Source organism: Arthrobacter sp. AK01, from assembly GCF_021109375.1.
GTDB lineage: Bacteria > Actinomycetota > Actinomycetes > Actinomycetales > Micrococcaceae > Arthrobacter.
This window is the reverse complement of the sequence record NZ_JAJOHP010000005.1, coordinates 83,376-105,340: the sequence shown is the minus strand read 5'-3', so window position 1 is coordinate 105,340 and position 21,965 is coordinate 83,376. Positions and strand designations below refer to the sequence as shown.

19 protein-coding genes are annotated in these 21,965 nt (G+C 63.6%); 9 read left to right on the top strand and 10 right to left on the bottom strand.

Translation table 11 applies throughout. The features are described from left to right. Positions 1-127 precede the first annotated feature (127 nt). The 3 genes from LN996_RS03210 to LN996_RS03200 all read right to left on the bottom strand — a co-directional run bounded on the left by LN996_RS03210 (position 128) and on the right by LN996_RS03200 (position 3,029). The gene (locus LN996_RS03210; protein ID WP_231338742.1) at positions 128-1,555 is read right to left on the bottom strand and encodes a class II fumarate hydratase; all 1,428 of its coding nucleotides are present in this window, start codon (positions 1,553-1,555) and stop codon (positions 128-130) included. A gap of 87 nt (positions 1,556-1,642) precedes the next feature. Next, positions 1,643-2,257: a carbonic anhydrase gene (locus LN996_RS03205; RefSeq protein ID WP_011774029.1), complete on the bottom strand. Its 615-nt coding sequence runs from the start codon at positions 2,255-2,257 to the stop codon at positions 1,643-1,645. Positions 2,258-2,327: 70 nt separating this feature from the next. Next, complete coding sequence (locus tag LN996_RS03200; RefSeq protein ID WP_231338741.1) at positions 2,328-3,029, bottom strand: DUF4245 domain-containing protein; 702 nt, start codon at positions 3,027-3,029, stop codon at positions 2,328-2,330. A 200-nt stretch (positions 3,030-3,229) separates the two neighbouring features. On the opposite strand from LN996_RS03200, the gene glpX reads away from it, so the two are divergent. Then, complete coding sequence (gene glpX, locus LN996_RS03195; RefSeq protein ID WP_011774031.1) at positions 3,230-4,252, top strand: class II fructose-bisphosphatase; 1,023 nt, start codon at positions 3,230-3,232, stop codon at positions 4,250-4,252. Between the two features lie 281 nt (positions 4,253-4,533). Here glpX and LN996_RS03190 read toward each other — a convergent pair whose 3' ends face one another. The 5 genes from LN996_RS03190 to LN996_RS03170 are packed head-to-tail and all read right to left on the bottom strand — an operon-like array spanning position 4,534 to position 10,160. Further along, on the bottom strand, positions 4,534-5,469 hold the full coding sequence (locus LN996_RS03190) for a peptidoglycan bridge formation glycyltransferase FemA/FemB family protein (protein ID WP_231338740.1): 936 nt from the start codon (positions 5,467-5,469) through the stop codon (positions 4,534-4,536). A gap of 3 nt (positions 5,470-5,472) precedes the next feature. After that, positions 5,473-6,723, bottom strand: a complete 1,251-nt coding sequence (gene manA, locus LN996_RS03185) for a mannose-6-phosphate isomerase, class I (protein ID WP_231338739.1) — start codon at positions 6,721-6,723, stop codon at positions 5,473-5,475. Between the two features lie 52 nt (positions 6,724-6,775). Next, complete coding sequence (locus LN996_RS03180; RefSeq protein ID WP_231338746.1) at positions 6,776-8,392, bottom strand: LCP family protein; 1,617 nt, start codon at positions 8,390-8,392, stop codon at positions 6,776-6,778. Between the two features lie 20 nt (positions 8,393-8,412). Beyond that, the gene (gene purE / locus LN996_RS03175) at positions 8,413-8,976 is read right to left on the bottom strand and encodes a 5-(carboxyamino)imidazole ribonucleotide mutase (RefSeq protein ID WP_231338738.1); all 564 of its coding nucleotides are present in this window, start codon (positions 8,974-8,976) and stop codon (positions 8,413-8,415) included. Then, a complete protein-coding gene (locus LN996_RS03170; RefSeq protein WP_308102691.1) occupies positions 8,973-10,160 on the bottom strand; it encodes a 5-(carboxyamino)imidazole ribonucleotide synthase in 1,188 nt (395 codons plus the stop codon). The genes purE and LN996_RS03170 overlap by 4 nt, the downstream gene beginning before the upstream one ends. A 179-nt stretch (positions 10,161-10,339) precedes the next feature. On the opposite strand from LN996_RS03170, the gene LN996_RS03165 reads away from it, so the two are divergent. Beyond that, the gene (locus LN996_RS03165) at positions 10,340-10,909 is read left to right on the top strand and encodes a GtrA family protein (RefSeq protein ID WP_231338737.1); all 570 of its coding nucleotides are present in this window, start codon (positions 10,340-10,342) and stop codon (positions 10,907-10,909) included. On the opposite strand, the gene LN996_RS03160 is transcribed toward LN996_RS03165, so the two are convergent. Continuing rightward, complete coding sequence (locus tag LN996_RS03160; RefSeq protein WP_231338736.1) at positions 10,896-11,591, bottom strand: TIGR03089 family protein; 696 nt, start codon at positions 11,589-11,591, stop codon at positions 10,896-10,898. The genes LN996_RS03165 and LN996_RS03160 overlap by 14 nt on opposite strands. Positions 11,592-11,969: 378 nt before the next feature. Between LN996_RS03160 and LN996_RS03155 the strand changes: the two genes are divergently transcribed. The 3 genes from LN996_RS03155 to LN996_RS03145 are packed head-to-tail and all read left to right on the top strand — an operon-like array spanning position 11,970 to position 17,528. Then, entirely contained in the window at positions 11,970-12,515 is a 546-nt protein-coding gene (locus LN996_RS03155) for a WhiB family transcriptional regulator (protein WP_231338735.1), read from the top strand. Positions 12,516-12,544: 29 nt separating this feature from the next. Then, a complete protein-coding gene (locus LN996_RS03150) occupies positions 12,545-15,898 on the top strand; it encodes a glycosyltransferase (protein WP_231338734.1) in 3,354 nt (1,117 codons plus the stop codon). After that, a complete protein-coding gene (locus LN996_RS03145; RefSeq protein WP_231338733.1) occupies positions 15,891-17,528 on the top strand; it encodes a DUF5719 family protein in 1,638 nt (545 codons plus the stop codon). The genes LN996_RS03150 and LN996_RS03145 overlap by 8 nt, the downstream gene beginning before the upstream one ends. A 54-nt stretch (positions 17,529-17,582) precedes the next feature. On the opposite strand, the gene LN996_RS03140 is transcribed toward LN996_RS03145, so the two are convergent. Next, a complete protein-coding gene (locus LN996_RS03140; RefSeq protein ID WP_231338732.1) occupies positions 17,583-18,101 on the bottom strand; it encodes a metallopeptidase family protein in 519 nt (172 codons plus the stop codon). Positions 18,102-18,245: 144 nt separating this feature from the next. Between LN996_RS03140 and LN996_RS03135 the strand changes: the two genes are divergently transcribed. From LN996_RS03135 to LN996_RS03120, 4 genes are all read left to right on the top strand, one after another. Further along, a complete protein-coding gene (locus tag LN996_RS03135) occupies positions 18,246-18,623 on the top strand; it encodes a DUF3499 domain-containing protein (RefSeq protein WP_231338731.1) in 378 nt (125 codons plus the stop codon). Positions 18,624-18,766: 143 nt separating this feature from the next. After that, positions 18,767-18,985, top strand: a complete 219-nt coding sequence (locus tag LN996_RS03130) for a Trm112 family protein (RefSeq protein WP_159697912.1) — start codon at positions 18,767-18,769, stop codon at positions 18,983-18,985. Between the two features lie 48 nt (positions 18,986-19,033). Then, the gene (ahcY, locus tag LN996_RS03125; protein ID WP_231338730.1) at positions 19,034-20,512 is read left to right on the top strand and encodes an adenosylhomocysteinase; all 1,479 of its coding nucleotides are present in this window, start codon (positions 19,034-19,036) and stop codon (positions 20,510-20,512) included. Positions 20,513-20,630: 118 nt separating this feature from the next. After that, complete coding sequence (locus tag LN996_RS03120) at positions 20,631-21,851, top strand: Ig-like domain-containing protein (RefSeq protein WP_231338729.1); 1,221 nt, start codon at positions 20,631-20,633, stop codon at positions 21,849-21,851. Positions 21,852-21,965 lie beyond the last annotated feature (114 nt).

Sequence of the window (21,965 nt, the reverse complement as noted above, 5' to 3'; positions counted from 1 at the left end):
CGTCGGTGAGTCCCGACGTCGCAGCCTGGCAAACGTAGTCGAAGTGCGGCGGCCCCCCCCGCGGGGGCCCCCCCCCGGCCCGCCCCCTCGCGCCCACCCGCCCCCGCCCGTCGTCGTGCTGTGGGTATTAAGCCTTGTGCGCGGGGGACGTCATGGTGGTGACGTCCAGGGCCTTGTCCAGCTCAGCCTCGGTGACTTTGCCTTCGCCCTCACCGACGAAGCCGAGCTTTTCGGTTGCCTGGCGGATGGTCAGGCCTTCCTTGACGGCGATCTTGGCGATCTTGGCCGCGTTTTCGTACCCGATGAACTTGTTCAGCGGGGTGACGATGGACGGGGACGCCTCAGCCAGGAAGCGGGCGCGCTCAACGTTGGCGGTGATGCCGTCGATCATCTTGTCGGCCATGACGCGGCTGGTGTTGGCCAGCAAGCGGATGGACTCAAGAAGGTTGGCGGCCATGACGGGGATTCCGACATTCAGCTCGAAAGCGCCGTTGGTGCCGGACCAGGCGATGGTGGTGTCGTTGCCGATGACCTGTGCGCAGGCCATGATCGAGGCTTCGCAGATGACCGGGTTGACCTTGCCCGGCATGATCGAAGAACCCGGCTGAAGGTCCGGAATGGCGATTTCGCCAAGGCCCGTGTTGGGTCCGGAGCCCATCCAGCGGAGGTCGTTGTTGATCTTCATGAAGGAGATCGCGATGTTGCGCAGCTGGCTGGAGCCTTCGATGAGGCCGTCACGGTTCGCCTGGGCCTCGAAGTGGTCGCGGGCTTCGGTGAGGGGCAAGCCGGTGTCGGCGGCGAGGAGTTCGATAACGCGCTCCGGGAAGCCGGCCGGGGTGTTGATGCCCGTGCCGACGGCGGTGCCGCCCAGCGGAACTTCGGCAACGCGGGGGAGTGCGGCGTTGATGCGCTCGATGCCATAACGGACCTGGGCGGCGTAGCCGCCAAACTCCTGGCCGAGCATGACGGGCGTAGCGTCCATGAGGTGCGTGCGGCCGGACTTGACGACTGCCTTGAACTCAACAGCCTTGCGGTCCAGGGAGGCTGCCAGGTACTCGAGGGCCGGGATCAGGTCGTTGATCAGGGCCGACGTTGCGGCAACGTGCACGGACGTCGGGAAGACGTCGTTGGAGGATTGTGAAGCGTTCACGTGGTCATTGGGGTGGACAACCTTGTCACTCCCGGCAGCCGCGAGGGCGCGCGATGCGAGCTCTGCGATGACCTCGTTGGTGTTCATGTTGGAGGACGTACCCGAACCCGTCTGGAAGACGTCGATCGGGAAGTCGCCGTCGTACTTACCGGCAGCGACCTCATCGGCAGCGGAAGCGATGGCCTTGGCGAGCTCTTCATCGAGCACCCCCAGTTCGGCGTTCGCCAGTGCGGCGGCCTTCTTCACGCGGGCCAGGGCCTCGATGTGGGTGCGCTCAAGCGTCTTGCCGGAGATCGGGAAGTTCTCCACAGCACGCTGCGTCTGGGCGCGGTACAGGGCGTTCACGGGGACGCGAACTTCGCCCATCGTGTCATGTTCAATACGGAACTCAGTGGTGGAAGTCATGGGGCTAGCTTAGGGCGATTGGACGCCCCACAGAAAACCCGGAGGAGAGTGCTACGTGCTCCGGCGCCGGGGCCGGAGCACGGCCTCCTAGAGCTTGCCGATCCCGGAAACGAGGGCCGCACGGCCTTCATCGAGCTTGTACGACAGGCCGATCACAGCCACCCGGCCGTCGTCGATGGCGTCGGAAATCACACGCGAGCTGTCAGCCAGGCGGGCCGCGGTCTGCTTGACGTGCTCCACCACCATGTCGTTGACGTCCTCCTGGCTGTTGCGCTTGGCCGTCAGGACCGACGGCGTGATGCGCTCGACGAGGTCGCGGATGAAGCCGGGAGGCATCTCGCCCGTTTCCACCGCAGCCTTGGTGGCCTTCACGGCACCACAGCTGTCATGGCCCAGGATGACGATCAGGGGAACCCGGAGTTCACTGATGCTGTATTCGAGGGAGCCAAGAACGGCGTCATCAATGACCTGGCCGGCCGTGCGGACCACGAAGGCGTCGCCGAGCCCGAGGTCGAAAATGATCTCTGCAGCAAGCCGGGAATCCGAGCAGCCAAAGATCACGGCAAACGGATTCTGGTTCTCAATGAGGGAAGAGCGTCGCGAAGCATCCTGGTTGGGGTGCAGGGATTCGCCGGAAACAAAACGTTCGTTGCCCTCGCGGAGACGGCGCCACGCCAGGGCTGGAGTCAGGTAAGTAGGCACGAGCCTTACTTTACGACGCGGACGGGGCAGTCCGTGAAACTGTTGCGCCGGGTTAGCCGGATACCGGGGCTTAAGCGGACGGCTGCGCTGAAGGAGTTACCGTGGCCGGAGCGGACGGCAACGGTGCCTGATCCGCGGACTTAACGACGGCGGCCGCCAGCGTTGCGAACTCGTCAAGGCTTGCAGTGCCGCTCAGGATGAGGGTGGTACCGCGGTACTCCAAGACCATGCTGCGCTTTTCCTTGCCGGAGTCGCGCAGCTCCCAGTCCTGGCCGCCGGCGTTTCGCGTGCCGGTGACCGGGAGGTTCTCCGTCTGCTGCAGAACCCACGTGGGGTTGGCCTGGCTCGTCTGGGTGAGGCCAATGAAGGCCTCCTTCGGTGTCAGGAAACCAATCTCCCAGGTGGGGACACCGGATCCTGTGCCGGACTCCCAGCGCGCGTAGTTGGGTTTGAATGTGTCGTCGGTATCAGGAGTGACAGGTGTGAATCCTGCCACACCTGCGGCGTTGCGGGCGATGGCCGCCACATCAACATTGGGCCTGAAGCCCTCGCCCTTGGGGGCCGGGTTCATCAAAACGATGGGGAGGAAAGCCAGGACGCAGACCAGCAGTGCAATGACCATGCCAATGACCGAAGCGTTGGCCCGCTTGGCAGCTTTCGCCGCAATGACGGGTTTATACGGGGCATCGGGGATGGACTGGGCATCGTTTTGGTTAGCCGCTGCAGCGTCCGATTGGTTCCCGGCTGCGGGCTTGTCCTGCGTTTCACTCACCCCTCCATGATCCCTTATCGCGGCAGGGAACACACATCCGGCGACCTCACCGCAGGTATTGCGGGCTGTGGTCATCCAACGACTCCCAAGGGATGCGGCGACTATGATCGTTGGTAGAGGAACCCCGGGTTGCCCCGTGCAACCGTGTCCGGTCCCGTGAATCGTCACTCGAAGAAGAGGTTCAAGTGTCTCCTGCACCAATGACCCAGCAGTATTCCACGATTTCGCCGTCGCTCGCCGTCGGCATCGACGAACCCGACCGCAACCTTGCGCTTGAACTCGTCCGCGTCACCGAGGCCGCTGCCATTGCCGGCGGCCACTGGGTAGGCTTCGGCGACAAAAACAAGGCGGACGGCGCCGCCGTCGACGCCATGCGTTCGTTCCTTCACACAGTCCACTTCAACGGCGTCGTGGTCATCGGTGAAGGCGAAAAAGATGAAGCCCCCATGCTGTTCAACGGTGAGCAGGTTGGTGACGGCACCGGCCCTGAGTGCGATGTCGCCGTCGACCCCATCGACGGAACCCGCCTGACCGCCCTTGGCATCAACAACGCCCTCGCTGTTCTGGCAGTGGCGGAACGTGGATCCATGTTCGACCCCTCGGCGGTCTTCTACATGGAGAAACTGGTTACCGGGCCTGAAGCTGCCGACATGGTTGACCTTCGCCTGCCCGTCAAGCAGAACCTGCACCTCATCGCCAAGGCCAAGGGCGTCAAGGTCAACCAGCTCAATGTCATGATCCTGGACCGCGACCGCCACCGCCCGCTCGTGGAAGAAATCCGCGAAGCCGGTGCACGCACCAAGTTCATCATGGACGGCGACGTGGCCGGCGCCATCGCAGCAGCCCGCTCCGGCACCGGTGTTGACGCCCTCATGGGCATCGGAGGCACCCCGGAAGGCATCGTTGCAGCCTGCGCCATCAAGTCCCTCGGTGGCGTCATCCAGGGCCGCCTGTGGCCGACGTCGGACGAAGAGAAGCAGAAGGCCATCGACGCCGGACACGACCTCGACCGCGTGTTGTCCACCAACGACCTCGTCACCTCCGATAACTGCTACTTCGCAGCTACCGGCATCACCGACGGCGACCTCCTCCACGGCGTGCGCTACCAGAAGGACCGCGTCATGACGCAGTCCATCGTGATGCGCTCCAAGTCGGGGACCGTCCGCTTCGTCGAAGCTGAGCACCACGCTTCCAAGTGGGAGACGTACGCGCGCAAGCCGTAACCCCTACGCAGCCAACAGAAGGACGGCGGGCATCGCTCGGCGGCTATCTCCTCGTACCTCGTCGATTTGATGCCGCTTTCGCGATACTCGCCGTCCTTCTCTGTGCCCGGCCGGGTTCCAGTTGCACGCTGAAAAAGGGTGGGGGAGGGCCGTGCCGGGGGTGTGCCGCCACCACCTACTTTGATATTCCAACCCTTCGGACACGCCGGGATCCCCGGCGTGTCGGTGTGCCACCGGCTCCAAAGTTAGTGCTGGAGGTACGGGTGGATCACGGGAATCGCCTAGCGGAGCCTGTCGCGGAGCTTTCTGGCCAGTTGGTAGGCGCCGTAGCGGAGTTTGTTGACCGGGAGGTCCCATGTGCCGGGGTAGGAGACTTCGCGGCCACCGAAGGACTTCTTGAACGCCGTGAAGCCTGCCCATTTGTGGTCCGGCTGGTCTTCCGGCGCTACGCCCCAGAGGTCCACGTGCTTGAGGCCCTTTTCCTTGGCATCGGCCATGAGCGTTACCAGGAGGGGGATGCCCGCGCTGAGCTTGCGGTGGGTGTCGTCCAGGGCCGCGTGGGCGTAGACGCGGGTGTCAGCGGAGTCGTAGGCGAAGGCTGCGGCGATCGGTTCGCCCTCAAGGTCTGCGATGAACAGCGTTCCCGCGCCCGAGGGCAGCAGGGATGCGGCCACTTGCGTGAGGTATTCATCGCTCTGGGGTTTGAAACCGTTCCGGGCAGCGGTCAGGTGGAGGAAGTGCAGGAGCACGGAAATATCAGCGGGGTCCTGGGAGGCCCGGAACGTCACACCCTTCTTGTGGATGTTCCGGTACAGGTTCCGGTTGGTGGGCTTCATGCCGGCCAGGACGTCCTTGAAGTCGCCGTCCAGGTCCACGATCCAACTCAGCTCGGGCTGCTGGTTGACCGGCGCCGGCCGGAAGCCGCGCGCGCGGAGGAGAGGACCGGCGTCGGATGCTGTGAAACCTGCGGCCGCAGGTTCCATCCGGATGAAGACCGCACGTTCTTTCTTCGCCAGTGACATCAAAGCCGCTGTGGCGGCGTCGAACGCTTCCACGGACTCCGCGACGGGGCCGTAGGGCGCATAAATGACCTTGCCGGCGGGGTTCTTTTCCTCAATGGCGAGGAAGCTCCAGCCCGGGCCGGACTGTTCGTGGACACGGCGTCCCAAGGAACGCTGGACAGCAGCCCATGCCGGGGTTTGCAGGAAAAACTCCATGAATCAGTTCCCCAGCCCTGTGGTCACTGCGAAAGCAATGCTGCTATCGGTTGCGCCCTGGACAGGATGGATATTCACGGGGGCCTCGACGTCGGGGATGAACGCAGCTGCGCCACGCTGAAGCAGGAGGTCGCTCTTGGGGGAATCGAGCATGACCGAACCGGACACCACCACGACGACGGCGGGACCGTTCTGTGCCAGCGGCACAGGCTCGGCGCCCGGGCCAAGCTCAATGCGCTGCAGCTGGAATTCCTTGAAAGGCGGACGGTACAGTTCCTGCCCGAATTCCGTTCCGGTCGCCTCGATGCGCGGCACTCCCAGCGCTTCGAAACGGACCGTCTTCATCAGCTCCGGAACGTCCACGTGCTTGGGCGTGAGGCCGCCGCGAAGCACGTTGTCGGAGGAAGCCATGACTTCCAGGCCAAGGCCGTGGAGGTAGGCGTGGACATTACCGGCAGGCAGGTACACCACTTCACCGGGCTCCAGGGACAGGTGGTTGAGGAGCAGGGAGATGAGGACCCCGGGGTCTCCTGGGAAGGCTTCGTTGATGTCCAGCATTGCCGTCAATGCTTCCCGATGCGGCTCCAGTGGTGCCCCGGCAGAGAAGACGGCGACTACCTCGTTGATCGCGTCGGAAACTTGGCTTCCGCCGTCGATGAGGCGGCTGAAGGCGGCCTTCAGGCCAGCGGGCTCGTCCGGCGCGGAAAGGTCCGAAATGACATGAGTGATAACGGGAGGAACAGAGATGGCAGCCGAATCAAGGATGCGGGCAAGATGCTCAAAAACGGCCTTGGACCCGGCGGAAGGACGGAAGCCACACAGAGCCTTGAACGGAGTCAACGCAAAGATCATCTCCGGCTTGTGGTTGTCGTCGCGGTAATTGCGTTCGGCGGCGCCGGACGGGATTCCCGCTGCGTTTTCCCGGGCAAAGCCCTCCCGTGCCTGCTCGAGGCTGGGGTGCACCTGGAGTGACAGGGGCTGCTCGGCCGCCAGCAGTTTGGCGAGGAAGGGCAACCGTGGTCCGAATTCAGCCAGGCTATCGGAACCGAGGAAGCGCAGGGGATCCGATTCGATGAGCGCATTCAAGGGCTGCGTCACACCGTTGGGGTGAATGGCCGTGGAGGGGGAGTCCGGGTGGGCTCCAATCCACATTTCAGCTTCGGGACCACCCGATGCCGGCCGCCCCAGCAAGTCTGCGATCGCCGTCGTCGAACCCCACGCGTAGGGTCGCAAAACATTCTCAATTTGGTACACGAAAGAAAGTCCTTATCGTTGCGCTGAACGTGGGTGGAACGGACCTGCAAGCTTACAGCGGTGCGCACTGTCCGTTGGTGGCGACGAGGTCACGGATGCCCTGCTCGTCGCCCTGGGCCTTGAGGCCGTTCAACAATTCGATGGTGATCGGCGTGCCGTCCGGTGTGGTGGTTACCGGCGTGAAATCCGCTGACGGCGACGGCAACTGGCTTGCGGGATTGAGCCCGGCAACCGGACCGGCGGCCATGACGGTACCGGCAACGGCGTCGTCATAGGACACGACGGCGTCACTCGCCTTGGGCGTGTTGGACGACGCCAGGACTTCCTGGACCTTGGAGTGGATCAGGTCGAAGTCCGGCACGGTGGAGAACGACGCATCAAAGTCCGGAGGCCCGATGGTCAGGCGCTTGACGGGCTGGTTCTTCGACTTCAGCGCCAGGTCCACGAAACTGCCCAGCTGATTGGAAGAAATATTGGAATCCACCACCTTGGTCCCGGCATTGGCGATGTCCTCGAACTTGGTCAGCAGGGTGGCCGGATCAAGTTGCTTGAGCATGGCCTGCTGCACGCACTGCTGGCGCGCAATGCGGGCGTAGTCGTCCACGAACTCGCGGGAACGGCCATACCAAAGGGCATGGAAGCCATCCAAGTGCTGGTCGCCGGCGGGGATCCAGCCATCGGGCATGCCGTGGATTCCGTTGGCCTCATCCGTGACGGGACCACTGATGGGAACCCACCCGCCGGCCTTGATGCGGATTCCACCCATCGCGTCGATGAGCTTGGCGAACCCGTCCATGTCCACCAGGACGTAAGCCTGGACGGTGATGCCCAAGGTGCCTGACACCGCTTCCAGCGTGGCCTGCGCGCCGGGATCGGCAACGCCGGGGTAGAGGTCTTGATAATTGTTGGTGACCTCGGTGTTGACGGCATTGATGAGGCATTCGTCGCCGCAGTTGTAGCCCTCGGGATAAACCTCGCGCATGGGCGAGCCCTCGCTGAACTGGGCATTCTGGAGGTTGCGTGGGACGGAGATGATGGCACTCTCGCCCGTTTTTGCGTCGACGCTGATAACGGAGAGGCTGTCCGGGCGCCGGCCCGTCCTGTCGTCCCCGGCGTCGCCACCCATCATGAGGAAGTTGTAGCGTCCGTCCACGGGATCGATGGCCGGACCGGCATTGAAGATGCTGCCGATGGCGTTGCGGCTCACGTTCAGGACGTAGGCGATGTAGCCTAACGATCCGCTGGCGAGGATGGTGGAGACTGCCACCACCACGGCAATGATCGGCCGCATCCCCGGTGCCAGGAGCGTCGGCCTGATAATCCGCAAAGTGTTGAGGAACAGGTAAGCCCAGCCCAAAGCCAACGCCACCAGGACCACGATGATGATGAGGGATCCGACGGGGTGGGTGACGATGCTGAGCAGCATGGTGCGGTTGACCAAGGCAATGAAGAGGGTCAGCAGCGCCAATGCCCACACGGTGAGCGTGATGCGCAGCGCCACCCGGCCAAGTTTCCGGTCCCCGGCAACGATCTGGGCGCTGCCGGGGATGAAGAGGGTGAGCAGGACCAGCACGAAGGCGCGTTTGGTCCGTACCGGGGCGCTTGCGCCGGACGGATAGCGGACAGGATCAGTCAGGGCGGAACCGGGCTGATTCGAGGTCTTGTGCATGGTAGTCAACCGCAGCCTTCCTAGCGGGAGCTCCGGGCTGAGGCGTTGGCGGGAGAGAAGACTTCTTCTACTTTGCGCCGAAGGTTTTCACCCTTCTTGGTGGCGACGTCGTTCAGTTCCTGGGCAAACGTGAGCAGGTCCGACCGGAGCTTTGAAGCAAGTTCATCCGTTCCGGAGGCCAGGACGCGCACGGCCAGGAGACCAGCATTACGGGCGCCTGCGATGGACACCGTGGCCACCGGTACACCGGCGGGCATCTGCACGATGGACAGGAGGGAATCCATGCCGTCCAGGGTCTTCAGGGGGACCGGAACGCCAATCACGGGGAGGGGGGTGACTGAGGCAAGCATGCCGGGGAGGTGAGCTGCACCACCGGCGCCGGCGATGATGACCCGGAGACCACGTTCATGGGCTGTCTGGCCGTAACGGATCATTTCCGTGGGCATGCGGTGTGCCGAAACGACGTCCGCTTCGAAGGGGATGCCGAACTCGGCCAAGGCGTCCGCGGCGGCCTCCATGACCGGCCAATCGGAATCCGAACCCATCACGAGCCCAACCAGCGGGGCTGTTGATTCTGACGTCATGCGGTCTCCTCGGAGGTAGTCTGCGCCGGCATGCGGCCGTCACGGATGATGTCTGCAACGGCTGTGGCGCGCTGGCGGACGGAGTCGACGTCGGAAACCGAGCTGCCGACAAGGTTGACGTGGCCGATCTTGCGGCCGGGGCGAACGGACTTGCCGTAGGAGTGGACCTTCGCTGCCGGTTCGTAGGCCAAAGCCATGGGGAAGGCCTTGAAGAGGTCCTGGTTTTCGCCGCCAAGGAAGTTCTTCATGACTACTACCGGGGCCAACGCGTCGGTAGCACCGAGCGGGAGGTCCAGCACAGCCCGAAGGTGCTGTTCGAACTGGCTGGTGATGGAACCGTCCTGGGTCCAGTGACCAGTGTTGTGCGGGCGCATGGCAAGTTCGTTGATGAGGAAGCCTGCTCCGACACCCGGGGTTTCAAACAGCTCTGCAGCCATGACACCCGTGACGCCAAGCTCGTTGGCGATGCGCAGCGCAGCTTCTTCGGCGGCAGCTGCCACCTCAAGGGGAATGTTCTGGGCCGGTGCGATGACTTCGTCGCACACCCCGTCCACCTGGATGGTGTGGACCACGGGCCAGGCACGGGACTCGCCGCTGGGCGTGCGGGCCACCAGGGCGGAGAGCTCGCGGCTGAAGTCCACCTTGGCTTCTGCCAGCAGGGGGCTCATTGCCTGGAACCAGTCGGCAGTTTCCAAGGCTTCGTCCGGGGCGTCAACGATCCTGACTCCCTTGCCGTCATAGCCACCGCGGGGCGTCTTCAAGACGACGGGCCAGCCGATCCTTTCGCCGAAGGCCACGAGCTCTTCAACGGTGTTGACTGCTGACCACTCCGGGTTGGGAAGGCCGAGCCGGTCGATCGCAGCCCTCATGACCAGCTTGTCCTGGGCATTGACCAAGGCATCAGGTCCGGGCTGGACGTTAACGCCGGCATCCAGCAGGGCCTGCAGGTGTTCCGTGGGAACGTGCTCGTGGTCGAAGGTCAGCACGTCCAGGCCCTTGGAAAACTCGAGGAGAGCGTCCAGGTCCTTGTAGTCACCGATCGGGGCTGTGGCCACTGCGGCTACAGCCGAAACGTCCTCACCCTCGGCCAAAACACGGAGTTCGAAGCCCAGGGCGGTAGCGGGCGGGGCCATCATTCGTGCGAGCTGGCCGCCGCCAACAACGCCAATTACTGGAAAAGTCACAATGTTCAGCCTACCGAACCGGTGGCAGGATCACTGATTCTGCCGTCCTCCGGGCCGGTTTTTTGCGGCGTGAAGCGCCAGTATCGGCGTTCTCACAGCCCACCCAAAGGCAGCGCTTGGAAATCGGCGCTAAAATGGGTTTGGCCCATCGGCCCACTTTTCAACGGCCATGGAGGGTCATGATCACCACACTTGCAGATCGCATCCGCGGACTTGCCTCGCTTTTTTGGCGTGAGGTAGCAAAGTTCGGCGCCGTCGGCGGTGTTGCTTTTGTCATTGACTCGGCCGTTTTCATCTGGCTTTTCTCCGGTCCGATGCACGGCAGCGAAGTGTGGGCAAAGGCCATTGCAACGATTGTTGCCAGTGTTTTCTCCTGGGTCGCAAACCGTTTCTGGACCTTCCGCCACCGCAAACAGGCCAACGTCGTCCGTGAAGCCGTGCTTTTTGCCGTCATGAACCTCGTGGGCCTCCTGATTGCATCAGGGTGCGTTTGGTTCGCCAAATACGTCCTGGACCTCAATGACAAGCCTTCGCTGTTCATCGCCGGCAGCGTCGTGGGGCTCATCCTGGGCACTATCTTCCGCTTCTTCGCATACCGGTTCTGGGTGTTCAACGAAGAATTGGATGCCGAGCCGGAGTTCTCACACGACCACGAGATCATCGAGCTTCACCACAAGGCCAAGGCCGGCGCGGAAAGCGGTGCTGCGAACCCGGCCACCGGCGAGTTCCCCTCAATCAAGAACGGCTGACGCGCTCGTTCTCCAGCAGGTGCCCGGTGACTTCCAGGTCCGGGTGGACCAACACTACTGAGCCATCTTCCTTCCAGGCACCCAACGACGCTGCAAGGCAGGGCTCCAAGCCTTCGGCGGCACGTACCAGAAGGCGCACGCCGGGTTCCTGCGCACCGGCAAAACCGTCGATGAGGGCTTCGTGCGTGAGCGCTGATGCGCCCCGCACTGCCGGCAGCTCCGCCCCAGGGTCACTGTGCGCCATGAAGACATCGCCATGGGAGCGGACTTCCGCCGCGTAATCCACGACGCCGGATGGCAGCTCTCCCGGCCAGCGCATCGCCAGTGCCGCGAGCGGTACGGCGACGACAGCGTCGAAGCCTGCCCCGGCGTCGTCGTTGGGCTTGTCTGTGACCAGAAGATCCGCCGAGGTCTCATCGAAGACCACTTCCATCCCGAGCTGCCACGCCGCCAATGCCCAGACAAAGGACTTCCAGTGCGCCGGCAGGTCCAGCCGGATTGCCATTCCGGGTTCGGCGTCCAGTTCGTCCTGCAGGAGATTGCTGGTCTTGGCTACCCAGTTATCCAGGACCCGGCCGGAGAGCTCTACCCGTTCGGAGTCGGGACCGTACCAAGTGAGTCGTGGTGACGTTGAATGTCCGGATCGCAGGGTGGTCATCAGGTTCACTGCCGGGATGCTCATGCGTCAATCTTGCCACGGTGATCCCGCGCCGTCCTTGGGGTCGGCGGGGCGATTGTGAATTGCGCCACATGCGATTTTGTCCAATCGGTGGGGGCTCCGGGCTGACTCTGTTGTTTTCCGCGGAAATTCAATGAAAGTTCACGTAAATCGATGCGGGGCTCCCATTTGCCGCGGGTAGACGCGGCGGCGCCGCCAAAAATGTTGGGCGTGGCGCATCCCACGTTTCTACGGATTCTTGATTATTATCCCGGCGCGGCTTGACTGGTGGGTAGTTACACGCGTGTAATTAGTAATCAAACGCCGCTGCACAGAGGACCGGAACGTCGCCGGGAATCGGAAATACATCCAAGCAGCAGCTGCAAAATCAGGAGGGACGCCATGGGGCAAGCGTTGCGTATCCAGGAAGATGCAGTCGTCGCAGAACATGCGTCGGTGAAATACCGTTCGCGGGAAGTACCGGGGGATTGGTACCTCGACCCAGCGGACCCGGAAGCGGCAGGCCGATACAACCAGAATGTGCAGGACTCTTTGGAGGATCAGGCAACTGCCCTCCTGGCCGCACACGAAGCGCTGATCGGTGACCTGCCCGCTGGGCCGGACGAAGATGTGGACGACCCTCCCATGGAGTTGCGTCGTCCGCTTGAGACGCCGGGGCAGCCCGTGTGGATCGGCCTTCCCGGCCAAGGCGATTTCGATGACGAAGGCGAACTTGGTTGGCAGACTGATGCGCTGTGCGCGCAGACCGATCCGGAAGCCTTCTTCCCCGAAAAGGGTGGATCAACCAGGGATGCCAAAAAGGTCTGCGGAGCGTGCAACGTCCGTTCGCAGTGCTTGGAGTACGCCCTCGCCAATGACGAGCGGTTCGGTATTTGGGGCGGACTCTCTGAGCGGGAACGTCGTCGGCTAAGGAAGCGAGCGGTCTAATTCTCAAGGAAGTTCATGTTACCGCCGTCGTGGTTTCCCACGATGGCGGCAACTATCTCCCCAGGACACTGGCGGCACTGTCGAACCAGACGCGTTCGGCAGATGCCGCCATTGGCATTGATACAGGTTCCACAGACAACTCGCTGGACTTGCTCCGTGAAGCTTTCGGCCAGGACAAGGTCACCACCTTCCAGCAGGCGAAGTCCGGCTTTGGCGCCGCCATCCAGGCAGGGCTGCAGGAGCTGGCTCCGGAGAGCGGCAGGGACAAGGACGGCAACGGAACTGAAACCGGCCCGGTCAAGTGGCTATGGCTTCTTCATGACGACGCTGCGCCGGCACCGGACGCCTTGGCGGAACTTCTCCACGCCGTGGAACGGGCCCCTTCGGTCACCGTTGCCGGATGCAAGCAGCTCGGTTGGGACAACGAGCGGCATCTGGTGGACGTAGGACTCTCCACCAGCCGCTGGGCCGAGCGCCTGACATTGATCGACGCGGACGAAGTCGACCAAGGCCAATACGATGCCCGCACGGACACCTTCGCCGTGAATTCCGCCGGCATGTTGGTCCGCCTCGATGTCTGGGAACAGCTGCAGGGCTTTGACCCTGCCCTGCCCGGTAGCGGCGATGACGTGGATTTCTGCTGGCGCAACTGGCTTGCGGGCAACAGGGTCGTGGTCGTACCGAGCGCCCGCATGTTCCACGTCGAGCACCGCCCGCATGGTTTGGGGACTTCCTCCGCCGCGCGCAAAGCCCAGATCCATATGCGGCTCAAGCACACGCCGTGGTGGAACGTGCCGTTCCAAGCGGTCGGGGCTTTGTTCGGTGCGATGGTTCGCCTGGTGTTGAGCATCCTGGTCAAGGAACCGGGCTATGGCTTCTCCCAGTTCACCGCAACTGTTGCGGCCTTGATGCGGCCTTTGGCCATTGGCAGGGGCCGCCGTATCGCGGCCAGGACACGCCGCGTTCACCGCTCCGTGGTCAGGGGCCTGCAGACGTCCACACGCGAGGTCCGGGCCAACAGGCGGTCATTGCTGGAAGCGATCCGTCCGAGTGAAGAAACTTCCGCTGTCTCGGACCTGCTGGCTCCCGAACCAAGCGGAGATGCCGCGGACGACTTTGCGGCGCTGGCAACAAACGAACGTGGATGGGTGGGTACAGGGGCAGTTGCAGCCGCCTTGCTTGCCCTGGCCGCCGCACTGGTTGGACTGCTCGGACTGGTCCGTTCCGGCACGGTTGCCGGTGGCGGGCTGCTTCCTCTGGCGGCATCGCCAGCTGACATTTGGGGCAACGCCTCCACTTGGTGGATATCCCTTGGAGCAGGACTGCCCGGGCATGGCGATCCGTTCGGCTATGTGTTGTGGCTGCTGTCCCTCGTTGGCGGCGGAGACGGCGATTCGGCCATGGCCTGGTTGTTGATCCTTGCCATGCCACTGTCCGCTGTCGGCGCGTGGTTTGCTGCGGGTGCGTTGACTGCCAAGCGCCGTTTCCGGACGGTGGCGGCCCTGGCTTGGTCCGCCGCGCCGGCACTGCTGATCGCGATCAACGAGGGCCGCGCGGGAGCCCTGGTTGCACACGTCATGATGCCATTGCTGCTGCTTGCCCTGCTGCGCGCCTCAGGATCTGCCATCGGCCAAGGACGTTCGCATGCAGTAACGTCACTCAGCAGGCGGCCGGCTCCGATCCTTGGAAAACCGGGCATCAACGGGACACCGTCCTGGACAGCCGCGGCAGCCGGGGGACTGGTAATGGCCATTGTGACTGCCTCGGCACCGTCCCTGTTGGGCCCGATTGCCGTTGCGGTGATCCTGGCCGCCGTCATCCTGGGACAACGCGGCAAGACCCTGTGGTGGTCGCTTCTTCCCACCGTAGCTTTGTTCCTGCCGTACGGAATCTCCGTATTGGACAGGCCCCGTGCCTTGCTCGCTGATCCCGGCGTGCCGCTCACCTTCGAGGCAGCACCGCTGTGGCAACAACTGCTGGGCCAGCCGCTGGCTTTTGACGTCGACGCAGGACTGACCGGCCTGACGCTCTTTGGTCCCGGAGCCATGCCCTGGGCACTGCTGCTCGCCCTGTTGGTCAGCGCGCCGGTCCTGATACTCGCCGTTGCGGCATTGTTCCTGCCCGGCAAGCGCACCGCCCTGGCCAGGGTCTTCTGGCTGGCAGCGTTGACCATTTTGGCAAGCGGATGGCTGGTGGGCCATGTCGCCACGGGCGTGAACAACAACGTCATTGTGGGACCCTTTACCGGTCCGGCCGTATCGGCGGCGGGCATGTTGCTGCTCGGGGCTGCCGTCATCGGTGCCGATAAGATCTTTGCCGCTCCCCGCCGGATGACTGATTCGCAACGTCGACGACTGCCGCTGCGGCCCATCGCGTCCGGACTGGCCTTGGCTCTCCTCGTCGCCGGGCCCTTGGCCGGCATGGGCGCATGGGCAGTACAGAATGTCCTTCAGCCGTCCCCAGCACCCGGGGCGACAGCGGCACCGGACGCTACCAGTCCGACGTCGTCCCTCGGCTCCCCACGCCAGGTGTGGCCGGTGGACTCAGCTACTTTGCCGGCCACCGCGGTGGACCGTGGCCAGGGACCTGAACGTACCCGGACCCTGGTTATCACCAGCGGTGAGCAGGGTGCCTTCACGTCATCGCTGATGCGCGGCGCGGGCACGACCCTGGACAGTCTGTCCACTATTGCCTCCGCCCGGACCATCATCGGGGCGCCGGGCCGCGAAGAAACAGCCGCCGACGACGCTGCCACCGCATCCCTCCGCCGAGCCGTGGCCACCATTGTGGCCAGCACCGGTGTGGACCCCCGCGCGGACTTGGAACAACTCGGCGCCGGATTCGTAGTCCTCAAGGCCGCGGACAACGCGGCACAGCTGACAGCCAGCAGGATCGACGCCGTCCCCGGCCTCGTTGCCGTCGGCCAGACCGACGCCGGGTGGCTGTGGCGTGTCACGCCGAAGAACCAGCCTGCAGCTACCGCCGCGGATACTGCCCACCGCGTTCGAATCGTGGATTCCAAGGGCGAAACAGTAGGAAACCTGCCGTCCGGGGAAGTGTCCGTGGATGCCGCCGTGCCGGCCGGCGACGAAGGCCGCCAGGTTGTCCTGGCCGAACGGTCCGATCCCGGCTGGACAGCATGGATCGACGGCCGCCAACTTAAGGCCAGCACATCCGGCTGGTCGCAGGCCTTCGAACTTCCGGCCAGTGGTGGTGAGCTGGAAATCCGGTACACGAACCCTTGGGCCTTGTTGTTCGGAATCCTGCAGGCCGTGGTGATCGGATTGACGGTCCTGTTGGCCATTCCAATGCCAGCACGCCGCACCCGAACCGGCATGTCGAGGGATGAAGTCTCCCTCCGTAAGGAGTACAGCAGTGTCTGACGACCAGAAGCCGCCGGTCGACCATAAAGCGTCCCGCAGCTCCCCCAAGGGCTCCCGAAGCTCCAACAAAGGCGTCATTACGGGCGTCCTCTCCGCAGTGGTTATCCTGGCCGCAGGCGGAGGTGCTGTTGCCGCGACCTCGATGGTGCCCCAGCCTTCCGGCGGTACCACTATGGATGTCCGGCAGGCTGATGTCCCTGCAGGGCGGTCCCTGGGTGTTTGCCCCGAGCCTGCAAGGCTGGTCAACGGCACCGTCGTGGGTACGGACGCGGACTTCAGCCCTGTCTCCACCACCGCAACCAGTGCCCTCAACGCTGTGGTGCTGAGCAACCCGGCCGGAACGGTTCCCGGAAGCAAGGTGACGTCGCTGGGAGGCGACGCGGTGGCTGAGATCGCCAAGGCCCCCACCAGCACTCCTACGCCAACGTCCGGTCCGCCGGTGCTGGCAGCAGGTGTTGCCTCTATTTCCCCCGTGAGCTCTCCGACAGTCGTAGGCGCGGATCCCCTGGGTAATGAGCAGGCATCCATGGCCGCCCATCTCAGTTATGCCGCAACAGATGGCGACCTCCGCGGCCTGGCCACGGCCCAATGCCAGCCGCCAGGTAACGATGCGTGGCTCCTGGGCGCCAACACCGCAGTGGGCCGCACGTCCGTCCTGAACCTGAGCAACGCCTCGGAGACTCCTGCGACGGTCAACCTCGACCTCTTCGGGTACGAAGGCCAGATCCAGGCACCAGGCGCGCGTGGCCTCCTGGTAGCTCCCGGAACCACCCGCTCAATAAACCTTGCGGGGCTCGCTCCGAGCGAATCCCAGCTTGCTGTCCACGTCCGCAGCACAGGCGGCCCTGTTTCCGGGACCATCCAGCAGAGCGTGCTGCGAGGACTCGCTCCCGGTGGCGTTGAGTATCTTTCGCCGGGAGACGGCCCCTCAAACCTGCAGGTGATGTCCGGGGTAGATATCCAGGACCCGGCCGCCACCAAGGCATTGGCCGGTAAATCAGGTTTCGCTGACGCTGTACCGGCCCTCCAGATCGCCGTTCCCGGTTCCACCGACGCCGTGGTGCAGGTGAGCCTGTACGGTGCCAATGGTGAACGAAAGCTTCCCGGCGGGGGAGTGGTGACGGTCAAGGGCGGATCAGTTGCCACGCTGAACCTGGAAGGAATTCCGGCCGGAACCTACACCGTCAAGGCAAGCTCGGACGTGGCATTCGTGGCATCGGCCCGCGTCACGCGGGGCGCCAAAGCCGAGGAAGCCACCGATTTCGCGTGGTCTCCCGCCTCGGCCCGCCTGGGAAGCCAGCATCTGGTAGCTGTTCCACGGGACGGCCAGAGGTTCCTGAGTTTTGGTGTGCCCGAGGGCCGCGGCACCATCAGCTACGCTCCAGTGACCGCCAACGGTGCGGTGGGCAAGGCAGTTGACGTCGATATGTCCGGTGGGACCACATCGTTGATAGAGCTCCCTGCAAAGTCCGGAGACTCGCCGATAGCAGGGTATGTGGTGTCAGCTTCCGGCGACCCGATTTATGGGGCCTTGGTCCTGGGCAAACAGGGCCGTGCGGACGTTTCCGTCGTGGCAATCCAGGACGCAGCGGCGGGACTTGAGAAGGTCCCGGTCTCGGTGGGGTACTAGCCCGGGGCGGGCGGGCAGCGAAAGCCGCCTGCCGCCGTCGTGATTGATACAGGGTTATTGATACCGGCGGCGGTACACGGGATCGAGTGTTTCCGGCGGCACGCCCAGCATTTCGGCGGTGTACTCGACCACGACATCATGGACCAGGTCCTGCAGTTCCTCACGGGTGTTGGAGCCTTGCTCCACCACCCGGCGGTAAACGGTGATCATGGGCGCTTCGCCACGGCCGCCGGGCGTATATGAGCCCATGGGGGCAGAGTTTCCAGTGGCGACCAGCTGTTCCAGATGGGGCGGGATTTCATCAACGGCAAAGAGCACGCCGTCGAGCTGTTTGCCCCACATGTCCTGGAGCCGCTCGGCGGAGTCCAGCACCATATCGTCGAACCGCTCTGACCGGGTTCGGAAACCAGGCAGGTTGGCGAGCATCAATTCGCCCCGCAGTCCCCGCCCGTGGCGGTTGCGCCGGCGCTGCCGGAAGCCGCGAACACCTGTACCGGCGTGTTCCCCCGCCTGATCGCCATCGGCGTCAGTCCACCGGATGTTGAACCCGGGAACATGTGGCTGTGACTGCATATATCGACTTTAGTACCGAGGAACCGCCAGCGCGACATCATGGCATGCACCGCGCCGGAGCTGGTGGCACTCATCGGTGTCCGTGGAGGGCGCGGGGGCCCCAATGCGCAGTGCAGGTGCCAATTGGCGCTAATCTGGGATGTTGTGGGTGCTATTCGTCAATGTTCAAGATCAGCCTGCCGCCAGTCCGCGGTGGCCACTTTGACGTACGTGTACGCCGAGTCGACCGCCGTCCTGGGTCCTCTCGCGACGTATGCCGAACCGCACGCCTACGACCTCTGCTCCCAGCACGCCGGAAGCCTGACGGTTCCGCGGGGCTGGGAAGTCCTGCGCCTGGCGATGCCCGCAAACCCGCCCGAGCCCGGCCCTGATGACCTGCTGGCCCTTGCCAACGCCGTCCGCGAGGCAGCCTCGGCAGCACCTGAGTCGCCTGCCCGGCACAACCACGCGCAGATGGAACCGCCCGCCGGCGTCGAAGGAACCCGTCGCGGCCACCTGCGAATCCTCCGCGAACCGTCCTGACGGGCAGTCCTCTTTGCCGGATCCTGGCGTCGGGACGCAATTCGTCGCCGTGCTCCAAACCGGCTGATCCTGCGCGGTAGTCTGGAATCTGCAGATAAGTCCGCCAGCGGCGCCATGCAGGCGCCACCCAGGGAGCATCATTCATGCCAAAGGTCAGTCCTGAACTGTTGTCCATCCTGCGCTGCCCCGTGACGGGTTCAGCGTTGGTCCAGGAGGGCGAGGAGCTGGTCTCCACCTCCGCCGCAGCGGACGGTGAAAAGCTCCGCTACGCGATTGAGGATGGCATCCCGCTGCTCCTGCCTCCGGAGCTGCTTGCCGCGGCCAATGCTGCCACCTCCGGCCAGCACGATTCCAAGGCATAAGCGCACTTTCTTCTTCATCAAAACCGCACGGTACCCCTAAGGATTTCCATGACTTTTGACTTCAAAGTGGCTGACATTACCCTTGCGGAGGCAGGCCGCCACCAGATCCGCCTTGCCGAGCATGAAATGCCGGGCCTCATGTCCCTTCGGGCTGAGTTTGGCGCCTCTCAGCCGCTCAAGGGTGCGAGGATCGCGGGTTCCCTGCACATGACGGTCCAGACTGCCGTCCTCATCGAGACCCTCACCGCACTGGGTGCTGAGGTCCGCTGGGCTTCGTGCAACATCTTCTCCACCCAGGATGAAGCTGCTGCCGCCGTCGTGGTCGGCAAAGGTACGCCGGAAAACCCCCAGGGTGTTCCCGTCTTCGCTTGGAAGGGCGAAACGCTGGAGGAGTACTGGTGGACTGCCGAGCAGATCCTCACGTGGCCGGGCGCTGAGACCAATCCGGAGCTCGGCCCCAACATGATTCTCGACGACGGCGGCGACGCCACGCTGCTGCTGCACAAGGGCGTCGAATTCGAAGCCGCAGGAGCAGTGCCCACCGCGACGGAAGAAGATCCCGAGGAATACGTCCTCATCCTGGACCTCCTCCGCCGGACCCTCGCTGCCGATCCGCAGAAGTGGACGCGCCTGGCTGCCCGCATCGAGGGCGTCACCGAGGAAACCACTACCGGTGTGCACCGCCTCTACCAGCTCGCCGAGCAGGGCAAGCTGCTCTTCCCGGCCATCAACGTCAACGACTCCGTCACCAAGAGCAAGTTCGACAACAAATACGGCATTCGCCACTCCCTGCCGGACGGCATCAACCGTGCCACGGACGTCCTCATGGGCGGCAAAGTGGCCGTCGTGTGCGGTTATGGCGATGTGGGCAAGGGCGCAGCGGAGGCACTGCGCGGCCAGGGCTCGCGCGTCATCGTTACCGAAATCGACCCCATTTGCGCCTTGCAGGCCGCGATGGACGGTTACCAGGTGGCCAAGCTTGAATCGGTGCTCGCACAAGGTGACATCTTCATCACCACCACGGGCAACAAGGACGTCATCATGGCCGAGCACATGCTGGGCATGAAGAACAAAGCGATCGTTGGCAACATCGGGCATTTCGATAACGAGATCGACATTGCCGGGCTCGCAAAGATTCCCGGTGTCAAGAAAGTGGAGATCAAACCACAGGTCCACGAGTGGGTCTTCGAGGCCGGCACGGGCTCGGAGCGGTCCATCATCGTCTTGTCCGAGGGCCGGTTGCTGAACCTGGGCAACGCCACGGGCCACCCGTCCTTCGTGATGAGCAACTCCTTCGCCAACCAGACGATCGCGCAGATCGAACTCTGGACCAAGAAGGACCAGCCCGCGGGCGAACGCGAATACGGCAAGCAGGTTTACGTGCTTCCCAAGATCCTGGACGAGAAGGTCGCACGACTGCACCTGGACGCGCTGGGCGTGGAACTGACCGAACTGAGCAAGGACCAGGCGGACTACTTGGACCTTGACGTTGCCGGACCTTACAAGCCGGAGCACTACCGCTACTAAGCAACGCTGCGTCACCCAAATCGATGGCGAAAGGCCGGACACGCGACCAGCGTGGCCGGCCTTTCGGCTAGAATTGGGTGTTCAGTATTGCTTGCCGGGGGACAGGAAGACGGGAACCATGACGGAAGTCGCCAAACGGAAAACGGGCAAGATCCTTGCCATCGTAGGGATCTGCGCCGCTATTGCCGTGGGCGGAATTGGAGTCGCAACGGTGCCCGGGCTGCTGGCCGGTGGTACCCAGCTTGGTGGGGCCGCGCCGTCGCCGACTCCCACGGTGGAGGCCAAACCCGTGGAGTTGGGCATCACGCCGCTGGACGGAGCGATTGAGTGGAACCCCGTGGTGGGCCCACAGATCAAGGCGGTCAACGGCAAGGTCAAGGACGTGGTGCTGGCACCAGCCGATGGTGGTGTGCCAGTGCAGGGCAAGATCAGTCCTGACGGGACCACGTGGTCCACCGTGGAAGTCCTGAAGTTCAAGACCCAGTACAGCTATTCCTTCACCGTGGTGGATACCGCCGGGAAGGAAACCAAAAAGACCCAGACTTTTACCACGGTTTCCGCGGCCTATGAGGCCGACGCGTCCGTTTACCCCCGCAACGGCACTACAGCGGGTTCCGGGCAGCCCATCGAGATCAACTTCAGTGAGCCTGTGGTGGACAAGGCGGCCATGGAGAAGCGGGTTGCCATCACCGTTTCCTCCGGCCAACCTGTGGCCTGGCATTGGTACTCCGATAAGAAGGTGCGGATCCGCCCTGAAGCTTTCTGGGCTTCGGGTACCACCGTCACCGTCGACATGAAACTCCTGGGCGTCGACTTCGGAAACAAGATGATCGGCAACGCGGATGTGGTTTCCACGTTCACCACCGGCCCCCAGCGCGTGGCTGTGGTGGATGACACCACCAAGACCATGAACGTGTACTCCGACGGACAACTGGTCCACACCGCTCCAGTATCCCTGGGTGGCGAGGACTGGCTTTCTCCCACGGGCTATGCCGTGATCCTGGAGCAGGAGCGCAAATCCAACTTCAACGCCGGCAGTATCGGCCTTAAGCCGGGGGACAAGGGCTACTATGCGCCGATGGTGGTGGATTATGCCAACCGCCTGACGTGGTCCGGCGTCTATGTCCACCAAGCCCTTGAATCCGCTTGGGGGGCCATTGGCCGGGTCAACGTCTCGCATGGATGCGTCGGCCTGCTGCCGGACGATGCCGCATGGTTCTTCAACAACATGAAGACCGGCGACGTTGTCCAGATCCTGAACACCGGGGCTCCTGCGGTGGAACCATTGGAAGGCTTCGGGGACTGGAACATCCCGTGGGCGAGCTACGCCCAGCGGTAGTCCCGAGGCTAAGATTGTTGCAGTGATTATTTCCTGCGCTCTTTGACCCACACTTCACGTGCCGACCATGCGTTGGCCCTCCATTTCGTGCTGCCCTCTGTGGTGATTCCGGGT